Raw genomic sequence first — 19,151 nt, 5'->3', positions numbered from 1 at the left:
GGTGATCGGTTTGCATCATGTCAATCCGAGCCGCACCAGATGGCCGGTCACGGGTGAGAAGAGTTGCTCATCGATATAGCCGCCGGTGCGCGTGGTGTCGAACAGAGGGCCTACGAGCGAGGGGTCCTCGACGACCGGGATTGCAAGGCGCTTCGATTCGGCGACCATCTCATCGGCGATGCGACCTTGCCCCTTGGCAACGACCACCGGTACCTGCGTTTCCCCCCTGACATAGCGCAGCGCCACCAGCCGGTCGCGTTCGACGATGACCAGGATTGCATTCTTCAAGCCGAGCTTCACCGGATTTGACACTGTCTCGCGCCGCTGACGCTGGAACTCCTGCCGGATCAGCGGATCCCCCTCAAGGTCCTTGAACTCGCGCTTGTATTCGGTCTTGGTCATGCGCATGTCGCGCAGGAAAAGCCATCGCTGGATAGGCATGTCGACGATGCCGATGGCGACAAATGCAAGGGCGCCAGCAATTCCGAGCGGGGTGAGCACCGCCATGATCATACGTTCAAGACAGGATTCACCGCATGCGGGAGTGTCGAAAAGCGGCTGCAGCCAGGCCACGATGACGATCACGAACAGGCTGGCCAGCATGACGACCTTTGCCAGGCTCTTGATGAACTCAATGACGTTGCGCAATGACGCGATTTTCTTGAGGCCCTTTGCCGGGCTGATGTTGTCGAATTGTGGCTTGAGCGGTTCGAAAGAAAAAACCGGCCCGTAAGTGGCGATCACGCCGAACGCCAGCGTGAGTATGACAATAATGCCGACCATCGGCCCCAAGATGACGAACAGCGCCACGGTGGCATGGCGGGCCGCCCTCACGCTGGTTTCCTTGAACGCGCCGTTTGCCGACCCGGCCACGATCTGCACAAGCTGGTCCAGGTATTCCCACATCGTCGGCCAGACGAAAAACAGGTAGGCGAGGGCGGCAAAGAGTGTGAAGCCCGAGATGAGGTCGCGGCTTTGCGGAACCTGACCTTTCCGGCGCGCTTCCCGCAGTTTCTTGTCCGAGGCGGGTAAGCCTTTTTCCTCAGCTTCTTCGCTCATATCACGATCTCAGCGCGCATGAGGTTCTTGTATGAGTTGCTGCCGTGTGTAAGGTCGGCGCGGGCTTGAACGGAGAGGTGGATATGCGAATGCGTATCGTGTTCATGGCTGTCGTTACGACAATGGCGTTGTCCTCCTGCCAGACAGCCAAGCCCACAACGGATGCCGAAACCCAGGGCGCATCGACCCAGTCCGATCGGTTGCTCAAGCTGGCCGCCGACATTGAAGCGCGCGGTGAAAGCGGCACGGCGATCGCGCTTTACCAACGCGCGACGGCCATGCCCGATGCGAAGCCTGTCGCCTTCGTCAAGGCAGGCGAGGCCTATATGCGCGCCGGCTATACGGCCGAAGCCGAGAAGGCATACCGCGGGGCTCTCGCCAAGCAACCCAACGATGGACCGGCATTGCTTGGGCTCGGTTCGGCAATGATCGATTCGGGGGATGTCGAGGCAGGCATCCGCGCCCTTGCGCAAGCCGCGCCGATCGTCAACACCAGCCGTGCCTACAACAGGCTGGGCGTCGCCCAGATTTTCGCCGGACAGGTTGAGGAGGCGCAGGCCACCCTGGCGCATGCCCTCACACTGGAGCCGGGCGACCTCGATATCCAGACCAATATGGCGCTTGCCGCTGCCTTGGAGGGCAATGCCGCGACGGCGCTGCCCCTCGTTCAGCATGTGGCTTCGGCGCCGGGCGCGCAACTGCACCACAAACGCAATGTGGTGGTCGTCTACGGCCTGCTCGGGCAGGCCGAGCAGGTGAGAGCGGCTCCCCCTACCGGTCTGACGACGAAAGAAGTCAACACATTGCTCGCCAACGCCAAATCGATCCGGGGCAAGGCGACCATCAAGGCGAGGGCAAAGGCACTCGGTTCGATATCGGCCTAGTTCTGCGGAGGCGAGGCCACGCTCGTATCTCGGCGCTACAGCCGGCGCGCCTGCGCATCGCCGGCCCATCGGTCAGTTGTCCTCCTGAAGCGGCGCTTGTGCAGCCGCCCCACTCTCATTGGCGCCACCGACGGGGGTGTCTTCTCCATAAATGTATCGTCGGGCCGCCCTTGCAGTGGGCGCCGCGGCCGCCGAGCCCATTCGCCGCCCTTCGACCAGGTCACGCTGGCTTTCGGCCATGCGTTGAAGATTATAGGCGTTGGCGCAACCTGCCGGCAGATGCGGCCCGACGTCCGAAACGATCGTCAAGTCCGTCGCTGCCGGGGAGGGGGGGAGATCGGCCGGTTCGTCGAGACAGGCGTCGGGTGCGAGCACTGCGCTATCCGTGCCCTTTTGCGAACTCGCATTGGTCGAGACATAGCTGTAGCCGGATGAATAGTCCTCAGGCGGTGGCTTGCCGTTGACGCAGCCCACGAGCGCGGCGAACGGAAAGACGAGCATTGCTGTGCGGAAAACAAAAACGTTGGTCATGGTCGGCCTCCCGCTACTTCACAATCAGGCCCATCGCGGACGGGTCCTTGGAATGTCTCCGCTTGGCCGGTCGATCAATCGGCGTCACCAGGCTGCGATCGCTGACCGGCTCGACCAGAAAAGGAGTAATCAGGATGACCAATTCGGTCTCTTCCCGCTGAAAACGCTGGGACTGGAACAGGGCGCCCAACACCGGAACGTCTCCCAGCACGGGAAACTTTTCCAGGTTGCGGGTGAAATTCTGCTGAAACAACCCGGCAATTGCGAATGTCTGGCCACTGGCCACTTCCACGATGGTGTCGGCCTTACGCACGACGAAACTCGGCAGGTTGAAGCCGTTGACACTGACTGCGGCAGCATTGGTCGAGATCGAACTGACCTCGGGACGAACATGAAGGCCGATGCGGTTGCGGCCGATGAGCGTCGGCGTGAAGGTCAGCGAAACACCGAAGGATTTGTATTCGACGGTTACGGTGTCCTGACTCTGAGGCACCGGAACGGGGATTTCACCGCCGGCCAGGAAGCTCGCCGTCTGGCCTGTGACGGCAGTCAAGTTCGGCTCGGCTAGTATCTTGACGATACCATTGCGTTGCAGAGCTTCGATCAGCACATCAAAGTTGAAGCCGGTTGCCTGTTCTATGCCTGCGCCGAAGTTTCCACCGTCGGCTGACGGCACGGCGTTGTCTTGGAACATGCTGAACTCGAAGCCGCTGGACTTGTAACCGACCGACCAGTCGACGCCGTAGGACTGCAACTCGCTGCGCGAGACTTCCGCGAACCGGACGCGGATGTTGACCTGTTGGGACCCCTGGATCGTGGTGTCGTTGATCGGCGGCGCCTCCGGCGGAGAATAGGTGCGGGCAACGTTGTCAACATCGACGGCTTCCTCGACGCTGCGCGTCTGCCCGGTCGCCACAATACGATTGCCGAAGATCATGAGCTCCGTCGAGGAGGTTGGCTGCAATGCCTGTTTCGCCTCGTTCGCCGGTGCCGACTCAGCGGAAACGCGGAATTGCGCGGTCGCTTCGATGCGCTGATCGGCGGTGATCGCGATCAGGTTGGTAAGCCCGGGCTTCAGGCCGAATACATAGACCACGTCGGCTGAAACCACCTGCAGATCCGCGATCGTGGTGTCGGCGATCAAAACCGATTCGACCGGTTCGTTAAAACGCAGGATGCGCCCCTGGCCGACGGGCAGGTCGATCATCGGCCGGCTCGGCAATGGCGTCACCTCCTGCGCCGACCCCGCCGTGACCATACAAAAAAGCGCTACGAAATACCAAAACGCCGCGATAGCCAGCAAGCGGCATTCCATCGGACCAAAAGCCGGCCGAATACCCGCAGCCAAATCGTGGTTCCTCATTCTGTCCCCCTCTTGAGCATGCATCGCCCTCTGGCTCGGTCATGGGATCGCCCCGTTCTCCGCTCTCCCTGCTGGGAGTGAGTGTGAGGTCTGCCGGCCGTTTTGACGTGACCCGCCGGTTATGGTGGCGAGTGGCTGTACGTTGAACTCGGACGAGAGCTCCTGATAGGAAAGCACTGGAAGCTCCAGGCCGTGATGCACGAGCAGGCTGCGCATGTGGCGGCGCACGTCCGCTGCGGTCAGTACCGCTGGCAGGGCCCCGACCGACGCCTGCGCGAGCGCACGCTCGATCTGCGTTACCAGCGCTTGCGTATCGTCGCCGGAAAAATCGAGGAAAGTGCCCGTGGGCGATGACTGCACCGCCGCTCTCAGGACGTCCTCGGCCGACCGCTGTAGCACGTAAGCTGCGATAATGTTGTTGCGGTCGGCTGAACGAAAACTGATCTGCCGCTTTAGCGCTGAGCGCACATGTTCGGTCAGCAGCACGACATCCTGCTCGCGCCTGCCCCATTCGATGAGCGCCTCCAGGATGAGCCTCAAGTTACGGATCGGCACATTTTCTGCGACCAGTCGCCGCAAGACTTCGGCGATCTTCTGCAACGGTACCGCGTCTTGCGCTTCCCTCACCAGGTCCGCGTAGTCCTGTTCCATGTCGGAAAGCAGCCGACGCGTTTCCTGTATGCCGACGAAATGACCGGCATAGAGTCGAAGTGCATACGACGCCCATTTGGCAGACGTTTCGGCGGGCAGCAGGAAGCTGAGACCGCCTTCCTTCAAAATCGCTGTCTTCGCCTCGTCGACCCAGATCGTGTTGGGACGACCGGCCACCGGCGGACCTTCCTCAAAGGCGACGCCGATAAGATCAAGATGCGCGTCGTCCCCCTCGACCAGTACGCAGCCGGCAGGTATCTCGGCTTCCAGGACGGGGGCGCCTTCCAGGTCGATGCGGAGGCGCTGCGGCGCCAGGGTTTCGTCGATATGGAAGCCAATTGCCGGCACATCGACACCGAGATCCCGAAAGAGATCGCGACGAACGCGATTTGCATGGGCGCTGAAGTCGGATTCGGTGATCGCGTTGCCGAGACCATGGCCAAGACGCGCAATGATCCGGAATGACGATTGCAACGTCTCTATGTCGCCGCCGGAACTCGCATCGGAAAGCATGTGCTCTTGCGGGGCCGCAATCGGCAAGCTTGCTTCCAGGGCATCGGGTTTCGGGCTTTGCCGGCGGATGAGATATGCGCCACCACCGAAAGCCGCGCCGAGCGCCAGGAAGGCGAATGACGGAAAGCCGGGCACCAGGGCGAGCCCGACCATGATCACGGCGGCGATCGCGAGCGCGCGCGAGTCGCGCAGCAACTGGCCGGTGATCTGGCGACCAAGGTCACCCTGGTTGTCGGCTCCGGCGACGCGCGTGACCATTGTGCCGGCCGCCACTGCCACGAGCAGTGCCGGGATCTGGGCAACCAGGCCATCGCCAACGGTCAGCAGTGAATAGGTGGATGCAGCGTCGCCGAGCGACATGCCATGCTGGAGCGTGCCGACCGCAAAACCGCCGATAAGATTGACCAGGATGATGACGATGCCAGCGATGACGTCGCCCTTGACGAATTTCATGGCGCCGTCCATGGCACCGAACAGCTGGCTCTCACGCTCGAGCTTCTGGCGCAGCCGGCGGGCCTCGGCCTGGTCGATGTCGCCGTTGCGCAATTCCGCGTCGATGCTCATCTGTTTACCGGGCATGGAGTCGAGCATGAACCGCGCCGCAACCTCGGCGACGCGCTCGGCGCCTTTTGCCACAACGATGAACTGGGCCACGGTGATGATGAGGAATATCACCAAGCCGACCGCTATGCTGCCGCCGACGACGAAGGTTCCGAAGGCTGTGATGATGTCGCCCGCATCGGCCTGAAGCAGGATCAGGCGCGTCGTCGTGATGGTGATCGCCAGCCGGAACAGGGTTGCTATCAGAATGACGGAGGGCAGCGAGGAAAATTCCAGTGGCTGCACGACATAGAATGAAACCAGCAGGATCAGCACGCTGAGCGCGATGTTGGCCGTGATCAGCGTGTCGACCACGAAGGTCGGTAGCGGTATGATCATCATGACAATCGCGACGAGTATCAGGATGGCGATGACGAGATCGCCGCGCCGCGACAGCCTGGCAAGCACTTGCGTCATTCGATCCAACACGGCTAGTCGTCCCCCCGCCGCGAAAGATACGTCCGGAACATGGCGCGTGCTTCCGCCTTGCGGCCCGCTGCCAGCAGCGCGCGGCTCTTCAGCAAAGCAAGCGTGGGATGTTCCATGCCTTCCAAAGTCTCCAATCTAGCGATCGTGGCGAGCGCCTTGTCTGCTTCGCCGTCGAGTATGAGCAGGTGAGCGAGCGTGCGCAGAACGCCGGGGTTTCCAGGGGAGAGCTGGGCGGCGATGAGAAGATAGGCTGCTCCCCGTTTCACCTGCCCATGACACCCGTAGAGATAGCCCAAGACGTGCAAGAGCTGGACCGTGTCATGCGGGTCGGTCAGGTCTCGTCTCCTCCCTGCAACTGGCCAAGCAGATCCCGATGGCGGCCGATTTCGTCCCACATCAGCGTTCGCGCCAGATCCTTGAGCTGTTCGCCTCCATCGAGATTGGGCACTAGGTGGGTAATGCAATCTTGGAGGATCGAGACCGACCGTCGCAGGATCACCGGGTCGGAAATGCGCGGCATGACAAAATCGATGAGGGCGTCTTCCAGAGATGTGCCCGCAGCATCCTGAGACGTCTGAAAATCGGCTGCCTCCGGTCGGTCGGACTGTTTGGCTGCACCCGCTTGATTGGTCCGGCTGGTGGTTTTGCCGATGCCATTCAGCCGCCGCCGATTGATGGGCTGGCTGCGAAGGCTTTCGGCATGCTGCGCTCCGCGCCCAGATGTATCCAGTCTGGCCGAATCGAGGCGCGGCCCTTCCAGGCGACGGTTCACTGGTATTTCAGCGCGACCTTGGCGCCACCCTTGGTCAGCAGAAGTTGTTTTTCGCCGATGCTTTCGATGGTCCAGCCGTCATCGGTAAAGGCGCCTTCATGGTAGCGCGCGCCTTCTGTCGTGATGATATAGGGCCGCTCGCCGTACCAGATCGCTTGCATGGTCAGACGCGGGGCGCGCGCGTCGGCGTTGCCGGTGGTGACGTCCGAGGCAAGCAGCAGATGCTCTCCATAGGTCCGGTCGAACCACGACTGGACGTCGGTCCAGGCCTGGAGCCGCGGCGCGGGAATGGTGCCTGAAACCGTCAGGCGGCCGGCGGACTGTTCGATGGCGAGCCCATCGATCCCTGCCTGTTCCAATTGACGTTCGAGTTGCCTGCCGGCGGCGTCGGCGGTTGCCGGCGGCGTCGGCCCGTTATCGGCATGCGAGGCGTCGGTGAGCCCATGTTGTGGTATGCCGTCGACGAACGCCGCTTTCGTCAATCCCGCATCCGAACCGGCTATTTCGGAGCCGGCCACGGACAGACTGTTGGCCGCCACGACGCCGGTGAATGCGACCGCGAGCAAACTCGCGGCGACCAGCCAGGACCGCCTCGATAACCGTGACGGTACTTCGGCTTGGTTGGGGCCGGTGAGCTTCAGCCGGGCTTCCCCAAACGATGCTTCGAAAGGCAATTTGCAGCGGCGGCCATGTCCCATGGGCACGACATCGCCGTTTGCCAGGACGACATCTCCTCCGACAGCTTCGACCTCGACAAGGCCGGCCTTTCGGCGAAGGCGGGCATGTTCGGCAGCGATCCCCGAATCTCTCAGAACTATGCCGGACCCGACGCTGGAGCCGATCGTGTAAAGGGCTTCCTCCAATTCCACCTTGGCACCGCTATGCAGCCCGCCGACGATCTCCAGGATGGCTGGTCGCGTTGCCGGCTGCCTGTCAGAGCGTCCGGCAAAAAGCTGCGGCAATGCGGCGTTCCACTGTCCGAGAGTCGATTTTGCGGTCATGCCGATTGCCCTTCCATCCACCCATTTGACACCGGGCTGGTGTGCAAAAGTTTCTCAATGCCGGACAAAGCATGTGCGCCGCCCAGGTCCAGGCGGCGCACATGAACAACGCTATTACGAACTCGCTCGGGCGATTCCTTCCGCCATGCGGTTCATCGCTGCCTGCTTGGATTCCTGCATTGCCGATTCGAACTTCAGGCCAAGCATTCTGATATCGTGAGCCTTTTGCTTCTCGAGCAGCTGCTCCGGTGTCAGCTGAGTGTTGTTGTTGATACCTGGTACGTCTCCCATCTCGCTCGTCCTTCATCTGGTTGAACTTCGAAGACCCAAAAAATGCCGGAGGCACTCAAGGTGCTTCACCACCACAATCTATGTCAGCGCGAACCGAAATGGAAGTCCATTTGGAATGCAATTGGGATGGAAGTTCCATATGTTGCGTTTGTTGCGATCCAAGAGTAATCTCCATGAGGGGTGAATGGGGTAAGGGTTATGGAAAAAGGTCCTTTGACGGAACAGTTGGTGGAACGATTTGAGGCAATGCCGCCGCAGCTGCAGATAGCTGCCCGGTTTGTGCTGGATCATCCGCAGGATGTCGCGCTGATGTCGATGCGCGAACAGGCGCATCAGGCCGGCGTTTCGCACACGACGATGATGAGACTGGCGCGGTGGCTTGGCCTCGACCGTTACGAAGATATGCGCAGCCTTTACGCGAAGGCAATGCGTGCGCCGGGCTTTTCCGCTGGCGGATCAATTGGCCTCGATCGCAGGGCGAACGGCGATGGCGGCCATGCTATAGCCGGCGTCGTTGCCGACACGCTCGCAGCACAAATCGCAAGCCTTGGCGAATACGGCACCGCCATGCAGCTGATGGCCGCAGCCGAGGTTCTTGCCGGCTGCCGTAGCCTTTTCAGTCTGGGCTTCCGTTCGGAGCATTCTGTTGCGCACCATTTTTCCTACACGATGTCGCAACTCGGAAAGCGGGCGGTACTGCTCGATGCGGCCGGAGGGCTTGGCATCGATCTCCTGCGTGGAGCCGGTCCGGCCGACGCGGTGCTTGCTGTGAGCATGGCGCCCTATTGCCGGATGACCATCGAGACGGCGCGGCAAGCCACCAGGCAGGGCGTGGCGGTCGTCGCCATTACCGACAGCAGCGTTTCGCCGCTGGCCCGTATGGCCAACGAAAGCGTGCTGGTGACCAGCGGTTCGCAATCCTTTTTCAGAAGCATGGCACCGGCCCTGGCTGCGGCGGAAATACTGGCCGCGCTGATCGCGGCCAAGTCCGGCGCAAGTACCGATCAGAATGCGAAGGATGTCGAGCGCGAACTCGAGGCGCTTGATGTTTTTTGGAAGCCGTCTCGATAGCCGTCCGACGGACTTGTCGGGCGCGGGGGCGTGACGGTAACTGACTGCTGGAACAGGATTTGAAGTGTTTCCGGAGATTGTTCGATGGTCCGCCCGATTACTCTGAAGCCTTCAAATCCGCCAAATCCACCCCAGAAAGTCACGTCGAAAACGAATGCCGATCGGACATCGAGGCTTCAAAATGAGGCGGCCAGGCTGCAGGAGCAGATCAGGCTTGCCAACAAGATGGGCGAGCGAGACTGGGCGGCGCACGCCCGTCAAAGGCTTTCGCAAGTCAAATCCGAGCTGAGTTCTCTGCAGACCCCGCCGACTACGACGCCCGTCGCGCCCCGCGTCAACGGCACCACCGGCAGTCCGTCCGGCAATGGTGAGACGACGCCGGCGCTTTTCACGATGCCGACCACCTTTAGCGCCACGAACGGCACGCGGCTGGTGACGCTGGACGGGGCCCCCGGTCAGAACCCGCAAGCCACGGCCAGCGGCATCGTCAAGGACATCACGGAGGGCAAAAGCATCGACAACATCGCTGCCGACCGGAGGATGACGCGAGAGGACGTGCTCGCTGCGCTGAAAGCTGGCGGCATGACGGTAGCGACAACCGACCCGACCAGCGACAATGGCGATGTGCGGACCACGCGGATAACCGACGGCAGCGGCAAAACCGTCACCGAATACTACGATCTTCAGCATGACAACTATCATGCGCAGGTGACCGGCCCGGGTGGCGCGGAGACGACCACGCCGCTTCGCGACGGACTTGGCCGCAAGCAAACAAACAGCTACAACCCCGACACCGGCGCCATCACCACGCGATACGAGGACGATCTCGGCAGCGGCACGGTGACGACACGGACTTCCCGGCCGAATGGCGCGACGGTCGAGACGACGGCGCCGGGGGGCGGTCCTGCATTGCCGGTGACCGTGGTGACCTCTCCCGATGGTCGCAAAACGACGCTGGCCGCCAAGCAAGACCCCGGCGGAGACAGCACGAAGGCAATCAAGGATGGGCTTGCCGCAGGCAAGAGCCTCGAACAGATCGCTACGGAACAAGGGCTGACCCGGGAGCAGGTGGTCGCCGAGTTGGAGGCGAGCGGCCTGCAGGTCAAGTCGACCGACCCGAAAAGCGACAACGGAGACATCCAGACCGTCGAGACCGTCGATCCGCACACGGGCGACAAGGTCACGTACCGAAACGAATATCAGCATGATGTACGGACCGTCGTGACTGTTGTCGACGGCAAGGAAACCAGTCACTCCGTGGACGGCTTTGGCGGTACCCGCCATAGCGTCAAGAACATCAAGACCGGTGAGAGCACGACGAACATCGTCGATCCGAAGGCGAATACCGAGGTCAAGATCGTCGTCGACAAGGAGGGCCGCACAACCACCACGACGGCGGAAAAGCTCAACGACGGCACCCGCGAGACCGTCAAGGTCACGTTTAATGGCTATACGCTGACGACGCATCCCGACGGTAGCATGACGCTGCACGACGACAAGTTGGGTACGGACCTGAAGATCGAGGCCGGTAGTCGCAACGCGGCGCTGGCCGAGACGCTGATGTCGGTCAACCCCAATAGCAGCGATCCGGCGCGCGCCAGGGAAGGCCAGATCGTCAAGACATTTGTGGAGGGTGTGTTCGCCGGAGACGCATTGCCAGGCCTTTTGGCGGCCGCCAAGCAGAAGGGTGTCGACAAGCAGCAGCTCATCGACAAATACGGGCTGGGCATTGAGGCATCGCCGACGCGCGATGAAAGCAACAAGGTCATCGACCCGTTTGGCGCTCCGCCGCCGGGCAACGCACCGTCAGGCGGCAAATGGATTCCGATAAAGGTTGATGGCGTCTATCGCTGGGTCGACCCGGAAGTCGGCAAGGCGATCATCGCCGAAAACACGGCGTTGTCACGGGTCACCGAGGCGCAAGCGCGGTCCACCCAGAAGCAGACGCAGATCGACGTCTATCTGCTCGACCCGGCCTATAAGGACGCGGTTGCGGGAGCCCTGACCCTCATCAACAAGGCACTTGCTCCCCACGATCTCATCTGGGCCCCGGAAAAACCGAAAGGCACTCTGGCCGAGGCCAATGCCCGGCTCACCAAAGCGAACACACTTCTGGAGAATGCGACGAACGCGCGGATCGAATATGAGAGCGCCGAAGGCGGCCTCGCGGATGCGATCGCCAAGAATGCGCAGCTGAAGCCTCTGAGCGATCCCAACGCGCCTGCCGCCTATCCAGCCGGCGGTCCGCGTGTCGATCGCCATGCCGAATATGCCCAGGGGCTTGCCGACCATGCCGGCGTAAAATCGCTCTTCGCCGATATCGGTCTGCATATGAGCAAGGGCGACAAACTCACGGTCGACTATATGGTCGGCCAGGCAGAGTTTCTCGGGGTCTCGCCGGATTCCGAAGAATTCAAGAAACTCAAGGGCATGCAGGAGGCGGCTGGCAGCCAGGTTGAGCTCGCCGAAGCCTATCAGACGTTCTATAGCGCGCATGCGAATGCCGCCGGTGTAAACGCGCAGGCAACAACCCTCGAGAACCAGCTGCTCGTTGAATACAACAAGAAAAATCAGCATCTGTTCGAACCGGACAAGAAACACAGCACCTATGGCGGCGACTATCTCGGCAAGTTCGTAGAGCAGGAGATAAAATACCACGAAGACGGCCAGATTTCGGTTATCAATCATTTCGAGGAAGGCACCACCGAACAGAAACTCACCGTCAACCTCAGCGACAAGAACACGACTGAGGAATACCGCGACAGACCGCTCAACCGGCAGTGGCAGGAGCTTCTTGGCTGCGGCTCGGATGGGCTTCAGGGCGCGAGGATGGCCGAGGCCCAGGCCGGCAAAGACCTCAACACGGTTTTTTCCGATCAACTCGGCAACGGCCTGGAGGACCTGACGGCGCAGCTCAAAACGCTTCAAGCCGACTATGACAAGGCACTCGCCGATTTCGGGCCGGGAAGCGTGACCCCTCCGAAAGGGACGTTGCCCGACGGCGTCGAGCCGGTCGCGATCCCCGTTGGCGGACAAACGATCAAGGTGGCGCCGGATGTTGCCGCCCAGGTCAAGAAGAACGGCATCGATGCGCTGACGCAAGCCGGTAAGCCGGTCTGGATCGATCTCGATCCAGACGATTCCAGCCAAGGGCGTTGGGTCGATCCCAGGCTGGCGGTCGCCAGGATCAAGCTCGACGACACCCAGGACCAGTTCGACAATACCGAGGAGCTGCGCCGGCAGGTCGACGGATTCGCCACCTGGCACGATGTGCGTACCCGCGAGCCGGGCCTGCTCCACGATCGCAACAATTATTCGGACAAGGCCTATCTCGATAGGCACCAGCAGGAAACGCTGGATGGCCTCTTTCAACCCCAGTTCCAGAGCCTGCTAGAGAACGGCTTCGACAACCAGTTCCGCCCGCTGGACGGCGATGCGCTCGACCGGGACGTCACTACCGCGCTTCATCTCGACACCTCGACGGAACAGGACCGCGACATCCTGGCCGATGTCACCGATGAGATCCGCGAGATCGGCGGCGACAATGCACAAGTGCGCAAGGTGCGCCTGTTCTACGTGAGCGATGGCGCGTCGACGGAAGAGGTGACCCTGTTCGCCGTCAAGAATGGCGACGGCGTTCGCTACGTCGACCGCACCGGCAGGGCGTTCGACAATCTCGGAGATTTCCAGGACAACAACATACAGTTCAGCGAGCACGGCAAGCTGGTCGCGCCGAAGGGCCTGGAGATGAAGGCGGGCGATGACGGCAACGTGGCGCTCGAGGTCGTCAAGGCGCGCAACGTGTCGGTCATGGACCGGGTCGTGGACCCGGTGATCGGCATCGGCACCGGCTTGGCCACCATCGCCTCGTTCACGCCGCTTGCGCCGGTGGCGGCACCCCTGGCCTACGGCGGCGCCGCCTACCTGGGAACGCGGGCGGTGATACGGCAGGTCAACCACCTCAATCACGGCGGCGAATGGAGCGACACTGAGTCCATGATGAACGTGGCGAGCGTCGTCACGACCGTCCTGCCGACGGCGTCCAGCGCTTTCCGCACATTTGGTATGGCAAGAACGACCTCAATGACGTGGACGCAAGCCTTCCGCGGCAGCATCGGCGCGACAAAGGCGGGTTCTCCACTTGCGCAGCAAACCCAAACCTACATGCAATCCACCGCCGCCCTCAACAAGGCAGCCTGGGGCATGGATGTCGGCGCCATGATCGTCGGCGCGCCGTTGCTGGTTGCATCGGGGTACGACTTGGCGGCCAACGGTGACCAGATGACGGGCCTTGAACTGGCCAACGCGATCACCGGTCTTGGAACCGGCATCGCCGGCACCGGGCTCGGCATCCGGGGCCTGCGCCACCTGCGGCCGGGTTCCGGCGGCCAATCCCCCGCCAGCCCCAATGCGGCAGTGCCGCCGAACGCGGCGCCGGCAATCCCGCATGTGCCAAATCAACCGCCATCGCCACCCTTGGCCGGCGGTCCAAAGGGAGCAAATCCGCCGGCAGCGCCGATCGTGGTCAATGTGGCGGGTCCCAACGTGCCTGTCGGACGGCAAGGCGGCCAACCACCCATTGTTGTGCCAACCGCCTCGGGCGGCAATGGCGGCCTTGGCCGCCTGGTCTGGGATCCGGCGACAAAAACGTTCTCCGGCACGCCGGAGCGCAATCCAGGAGAGTACACCTACACAAGCGGCAAGGATCCCAGGACACGTTCGGCCTATCTCGACGGCCTGACGCCTGAACAGTTGTTGGCCAGATACCAGCGGGAATCCGGGTATTATTCCGCGCGTGAAATGGCCGAGCGCTATGGTCCGGACGGTTTGCAACTGCCGGCGAAGTCGCTGAAGGACGTATTGCCCGACTTCCGGGTCGGCGTCACCTTCCGGGTACGGCTGAATACCGGCGAGTTCGTGGGCATCGGTTCGCCAACCATCTCGGCGGTCGGGTTCGGCATCGGCACAAAAACCGATTTTGGCGTCATCGGATGGACGATCCTCGACAGCTTTAGCCAGAAAAGCATGGCGCCGCTGAAAGACGCGCTCAGCACACAGGGCGTTGTGTCGTTCCGGGCGAGGGAATACCTCAACATCACCGGCCTGCAGGCCGGTGTCTGGCCGGTCTCCAATCAAACGGCATTCCCGGTCCGCGCCAATGATCTGGCGAAGGTAGCCCAGGAAGCGCTGTTCACCGACAAGGCTGGTTACAACGCGCGAGTGCGCGATGTCCGCGTGGCCGGAAAGACGCCAGACGAGGATGGCGCCGCCACCGTGATCGAGCTGGGCTATACCCCTTCGCTGAAAGGCGAAGAGGTGTCGCTTGCTCCCGGCGAGCATGATTTCTTCGGCGTCCCCGCTGAAAGCAACGGCGGTCATGTGCGCCTGCAAGGCGCGCTACCGTTCGACCGGGTAATGACCGAATTCAAGGCGGGCCTGCGCCTGCCCATACTTGCCAATCATGTCGATACGGTCGATCAGCTGCCGAGGGCAGGTTTTGAGAAGCGCCCGGAATCACCGGTGAAAGACACACTCAAGGCCGGCGATGTCGTGTCAAAGCAGGCATTCGATCAGATCGAAGCCGCTTTGGGTTCGACCACTCTGCATGTGCGGTTCACGGTCAAGGATCCGGCCAAAGCGTCCGACCTTGTCGCCGCGTTGAAAACGGGCGATGTCGACGCGATACGCGCTCTTGTCGCGGCTGGCGAGATCGATCCCGCGAAAACTGTTTCGTTTGTCGAGAATCCGATAGCAAGCGGTTTTCGCCTCTCGGCGGTGCCCGGCAAGACACCGTCCAAGGATATCAATCTTTTGACGGGCGAGACGGTTCGCATGGGCAATCCCGATGCGATGCTGATCGACGTGATCTTCAACGACAACAACAGGCTGCCGGGCGTGCTCGGCTTCAATCCCGACAAGATGACCACGTCAGCCAGCTACAAGGTAAAGGGCCAGGTTCAGTCTTGGCTTCCGGAGGGGATGCAGCCCAACCGGCCGCCACAATCCAGATCCATGCCCATGGACGGCAACATCTACCAGGGCCTCTACGGTTCCTACGGCACGCCGGCCACGCGCTATACGGCCTCGCTTTCCACGCCTCCCCTCCCGTCCGGCCCCTTTGCCTACAGCGCCGAGGTGCGGGTGCAGTTCAAGTCCAGCGCGGCAAAGGCGCCTTCCTCCATCGCGAAGGGCAAGAATGCCGTCCTGACGTTCGACGGAGTGGACGGCAAGCCGGTGGAGATCACTGTTCCCGCCTGGCTTGCGCATGCCCTTGGCGATACCCCCGCGGGGGCGGCGACGGTTGTGCCGAAGGGCGGCAAGGCCTCACTCGACAAATTCCTGGGCGAGCTGGAAAAGCAGGCGCGACCTGACCAGGCGAGGGCGATCGCGCAATTTCGAAAGGATTTCGGCGATGTCATTGCCGACGGCAAATTCCTGCGGTCGGACGCGGCTGATGGCGTAGTGACCTTCCTTTCCCTGCAAGTGGGCCACCGTGGCAGCGGACCGATCCGCATCAGGGACGAGTACGGCGAGTGGATAACGGCGACCCGGCTTGGGCCGGTACCGCGCAATGCAGACAGCGTCTATGTGCCGCCGGCAGAGGGAGCGCCTGCGCGCGGCGATGAACCGACGCTGATGCACAAGTCGCACCAACTGGTGCGCGATTCCGAGACCGGCGAGGCCTTTGTTTTGCCGTGGATGCGGGGCGCTTCGGAAGAGCACGTGCCAGGCAGTTTGCCCGATCCGGCAGCAAGCCCAAAGCCGGCGCCCGACGCCAAGGCTCTGAAGCAGATGTCCGGCGAGGACATGGCGACGCTGGCGGAGGCTCAACTGCAGGGAATGGCGCCAGCCCTCTTCGGCCGGCTCAGTGTTGAGCAGGTCGGCGGGTTGACGCCCGAGCAGATCGGCTGGCTTTCGGCGCAGCAGCTGGCGGCGATGAAGCCGAAGCAATTGCGCGCATTGACCCCCGGACAATTGCGGGCGATCAAACCGGACTTGCTGAATGCCATTCCGGCGGGGCGCATTACGCAGTTCAGCTCCAAGCAGGTTGCTGCGCTTTCACCCGAACAGCTCGCCGCTTTGACGGTCGCCCAGACCAAGAAGCTGACCCCGGCGCAACTCGCCGAGCTGTCGTCCGAACAGTTTAACGCGTTCACTACGGAACAGTTCAAGGCCCTGAGACCGGCACAAATCGCGGGGCTCAAGCCTGAACAGGTCGGTTCGCTGAAGAAAGAGCATTTGGAGGCGATTTCACCGGAACAGTTCACGGCGCTCACAACCAAACAACTGGCGGCGTTGTCCGGGGAACAACTCGCCTTGTTCAAGCCGGAGCTGATCGGTAGCTTGAGCACGGAACAGTTGTCCATACTCACCGCCGAACAGTTCAATTCGCTTACGAAGGCGCAACTTGGCGCTATCAAGCCTGGTCGGCTGGGCAAGGTCGGCGCTGACCATCTCGCCGCTTTCAAGCCGGAGACAATCGCGGCATTGTCGCCGGGCACAATCGCGAGCCTGACACCGCAGCAGATCGCGGCGCTGACCGGCAGCCAGCTCGGTGCTCTGACGGTTCAGCAGGTTGGGCGACTGACATCCAGGCAGATCGCGGCGCTGACGCCCGACCAGCTTCGATCGATGAGTCCTGGCCAGTTACGCAAATTTTCGCCCGATCAGGTGCTGGGAATGAACAGCGAACAGTTGGGGGCCCTGTCGCTCCTTCAACTGACCACATTCCGGGCCACGCACAAAAAACAGCTGACAGCCGAGCAGACGGCCGAACTCAAGCAATTGGTAAAGACCGCGCGCAAGCAGGAACTCAAGCAGGTGCTGCTTACGTTCGGCGTTATGGCGGGAGTGTCAACCGCAATGTGGACCACGCTGCCGCGTGGTTGGGCCTTGACCATCGGCGGCGTCGCTTTCTCCGTGCGCGGTACGGTGTTCACATTGCAATCGTTCTTCCCGAATGCGACCGGAATGAACACGCGTTTCGGGCGCACGCTCAACGCGATTGGAGGACTGACTTTCTCCGCGGCAGCGCCGGGCGCGTTGCTGCCTTCGGTGGAAGGCACCAATCTCGGCGTGAATGGCACGTATTCGGTGGGCAACTTCATCTATGGCACGAAGACCTCCCTGCAGGTCGTCACGCAACGTCCAGTGCTCCGCAACGCTGCCGAGCACATCGCCGGACCAGCCTATATCGCGGGGTCGGCGGCCTATATGTGGCAGTCGATCAAGACCGGCGATCCGGTCGATATCGCGGCCGGCACCATGTTTACGTTCGGATGCGCGGAATTCTGGGCTTCGGCGGTAAGAACCGATCTCCGCAATCGCAAACCGGTGCCGATCACCGATCAGCAAGTCGCTGCCGCTGCGAAATCCGATGCCCGCTGGGCGATGGCGGATCGTGTCACGCTCGGCGTCACATTCGGCATCGGCATGTTCCTGTTCTCATGGTCGGCGCTTCGCTCCGAGCCATGGAACAACGCCGCGCCGGCGAGCGATCCCGATGAAGACATCGATCCGGCCGACGACGTCGCGCCGCCAGTCGATGAGGTTCCAGGGAAGGCAAAACCGGAACCTGAGAACCCTGCCGAGCCGTTTCCGCAACTCGTCGTGCTCGCCGATGACGGCTTGAACGTCAGGGCAGAGCCCGGACAACAGGCGGACGTGATAAGCGTCTTTGAACCCGGAACGCTCGCTCAGCAGACGGGTGGACCGTCGAATGCAAACGACGGTGCCTGGCTTCCGATTGAGGGATACGGCGCCGACGAAAAGCTCCACAACGGATGGGTCGCGGCCGAGTATGTCGAGCCACATCCGGAAGGGTCGCGCAATGCACGCGGCAGAACGAATCCCGCGCTCGAGGCGCAAGGCTATCGTTGGGTCGATGCCCGGCTTGGCCAGAGCATTGGGCTGATCGCCAGGAGCAGATCAGCGGACGTGGCAAAGACTGTGGCCTTGAACATGGACCACATTCTTCGCCCCGAGGCGATCTTCGAGGGAGACCGGATCTATCTGCCGGCGTAGTCCCGCAACAATTTGGCGAAGCCGTCGGCTGGCGATTTTACGACTGCGTTGTCTTTCCGGACTGCGTAAGCCTTTGCGGTACGCAAGGCGAGCTCGGCAGCATGTTCAGCCACCGGGTTTGTGGGTTCCATCGCATAGGATGCGGTGAACAGCAGGTCCGAGGGGTGCCAGTCGCAGTCGACAATAAGCAATTTGCCTTGGGCGACATGGTCGCCGACCAGGTCGCGCGGAAGCGACGCGATACCGATCCCGTCCAGTGTCATCTTGATGGAGGCGGCAAGCGAGTTTGCCGGGAACACCCGCGGAGGTTCGTCGAATTCGCTGCTGAGCTTGCGGTAGATTTCACTGTAAGGCCGTGTGGTTCGGCCATAGCTGATGATCGGGAACTGCGTCAGTTGGCAAAGGGTAAGTTTATTCGTGTTCGCCAATTTGAGCTGCGGGGCGCAGACCCAGACCAGCGGAACCGGTGGCATTCCGACGTTTTCGATACGAAATTCCAGAACCGGGCCCATCAACACTGCAAGATCGATTCGCTGCGAGATGAGTTCGTTGCGCAAGTTCGTCGTCGCATCGACGAGAAGATCCGTCTCGATCAACGGAAAGTCGACCTGAAACTCTCGTAGGAAATCGGGGAGCCAAGTCTGGACGATCGTCTCCGAAACACCAAGCCGCAGCACGCCGCCTGCTCCGGCATCCGGATGCGCAGCCATCTGCAGCTTGTCGGCCATGCGAAGAACGCGTTTTGCCGCCGGCAGCAACTGGTGCCCTTTCGCGGTCAACCGGACGGAGCTGCTATGGCGCTCGAACAGCTTGACGCCGAGTGCCTCCTCCAGGCCAGCGATGCGGCTGGAGATTGCGGGCTGAGTCGTGTTCAGCCTTTCAGCGGCTTTTCGAAAGCTGCCGAGCGTCGCTACCCAAAGAAACGTTTCTAGCTGTTTGATGTTGAACGGGATCATCGGCAA

General features: G+C 61.7%; 12 protein-coding genes. 3 read left to right on the top strand and 9 right to left on the bottom strand.

Going from position 1 to position 19,151, the window contains the following annotated elements; all coding sequences use genetic code 11:
* Positions 1-15: 15 nt before the first annotated feature.
* A complete protein-coding gene (locus EN885_RS01745; protein ID WP_128242419.1) occupies positions 16-1,059 on the bottom strand; it encodes an EscU/YscU/HrcU family type III secretion system export apparatus switch protein in 1,044 nt (347 codons plus the stop codon).
* Between the two features lie 83 nt (positions 1,060-1,142).
* Between EN885_RS01745 and EN885_RS01740 the strand changes: the two genes are divergently transcribed.
* Complete coding sequence (locus EN885_RS01740; protein ID WP_128242418.1) at positions 1,143-1,943, top strand: tetratricopeptide repeat protein; 801 nt, start codon at positions 1,143-1,145, stop codon at positions 1,941-1,943.
* A 72-nt stretch (positions 1,944-2,015) separates the two neighbouring features.
* On the opposite strand, the gene EN885_RS01735 is transcribed toward EN885_RS01740, so the two are convergent.
* The 7 genes from EN885_RS01735 to EN885_RS33455 form a co-directional block, all read right to left on the bottom strand.
* The gene (locus EN885_RS01735; protein WP_245492976.1) at positions 2,016-2,474 is read right to left on the bottom strand and encodes a hypothetical protein; all 459 of its coding nucleotides are present in this window, start codon (positions 2,472-2,474) and stop codon (positions 2,016-2,018) included.
* A 13-nt stretch (positions 2,475-2,487) separates the two neighbouring features.
* Entirely contained in the window at positions 2,488-3,837 is a 1,350-nt protein-coding gene (locus EN885_RS01730; protein WP_128242417.1) for a type II and III secretion system protein family protein, read from the bottom strand.
* A gap of 39 nt (positions 3,838-3,876) precedes the next feature.
* Positions 3,877-6,018: a type III secretion system export apparatus subunit SctV gene (gene sctV, locus EN885_RS01725; RefSeq protein ID WP_128242416.1), complete on the bottom strand. Its 2,142-nt coding sequence runs from the start codon at positions 6,016-6,018 to the stop codon at positions 3,877-3,879.
* A gap of 14 nt (positions 6,019-6,032) precedes the next feature.
* The gene (locus EN885_RS01720; protein ID WP_245492975.1) at positions 6,033-6,296 is read right to left on the bottom strand and encodes a hypothetical protein; all 264 of its coding nucleotides are present in this window, start codon (positions 6,294-6,296) and stop codon (positions 6,033-6,035) included.
* A 65-nt stretch (positions 6,297-6,361) separates the two neighbouring features.
* Positions 6,362-6,802 carry a hypothetical protein gene (locus EN885_RS01715; RefSeq protein ID WP_245492974.1) on the bottom strand — a complete coding sequence of 147 codons (441 nt, stop codon included), beginning with the start codon at positions 6,800-6,802 and terminating at the stop codon, positions 6,362-6,364.
* Entirely contained in the window at positions 6,799-7,803 is a 1,005-nt protein-coding gene (locus tag EN885_RS01710; RefSeq protein WP_128242415.1) for an EscD/YscD/HrpQ family type III secretion system periplasmic domain-containing protein, read from the bottom strand. The genes EN885_RS01715 and EN885_RS01710 overlap by 4 nt, the downstream gene beginning before the upstream one ends.
* Before the next feature lie 114 nt (positions 7,804-7,917).
* Positions 7,918-8,094, bottom strand: coding sequence for a hypothetical protein (locus EN885_RS33455; RefSeq protein WP_164897755.1), 177 nt, complete (start codon positions 8,092-8,094; stop codon positions 7,918-7,920).
* 228 nt (positions 8,095-8,322) lie between these two features.
* On the opposite strand from EN885_RS33455, the gene EN885_RS01705 reads away from it, so the two are divergent.
* Together EN885_RS01705 and EN885_RS01700 are read left to right on the top strand one after the other, a co-directional pair.
* Positions 8,323-9,165 carry a MurR/RpiR family transcriptional regulator gene (locus EN885_RS01705; protein WP_245492973.1) on the top strand — a complete coding sequence of 281 codons (843 nt, stop codon included), beginning with the start codon at positions 8,323-8,325 and terminating at the stop codon, positions 9,163-9,165.
* 84 nt (positions 9,166-9,249) lie between these two features.
* Complete coding sequence (locus tag EN885_RS01700) at positions 9,250-18,189, top strand: DUF4781 domain-containing protein (protein WP_128335153.1); 8,940 nt, start codon at positions 9,250-9,252, stop codon at positions 18,187-18,189.
* On the opposite strand, the gene EN885_RS01695 is transcribed toward EN885_RS01700, so the two are convergent.
* On the bottom strand, positions 18,174-19,145 hold the full coding sequence (locus EN885_RS01695; RefSeq protein ID WP_128242412.1) for a LysR family transcriptional regulator: 972 nt from the start codon (positions 19,143-19,145) through the stop codon (positions 18,174-18,176). The two genes, EN885_RS01700 and EN885_RS01695, sit on opposite strands and share 16 nt — an antisense overlap.
* Between the last annotated feature and the right edge of the window lie 6 nt (positions 19,146-19,151).

The organism is Mesorhizobium sp. M6A.T.Cr.TU.014.01.1.1 (assembly GCF_004022765.1).
GTDB lineage: Bacteria > Pseudomonadota > Alphaproteobacteria > Rhizobiales > Rhizobiaceae > Mesorhizobium > Mesorhizobium mediterraneum.
Note: the sequence above shows the minus strand (reverse complement) of the source record. Positions and strands in the feature narration are given on the sequence as shown.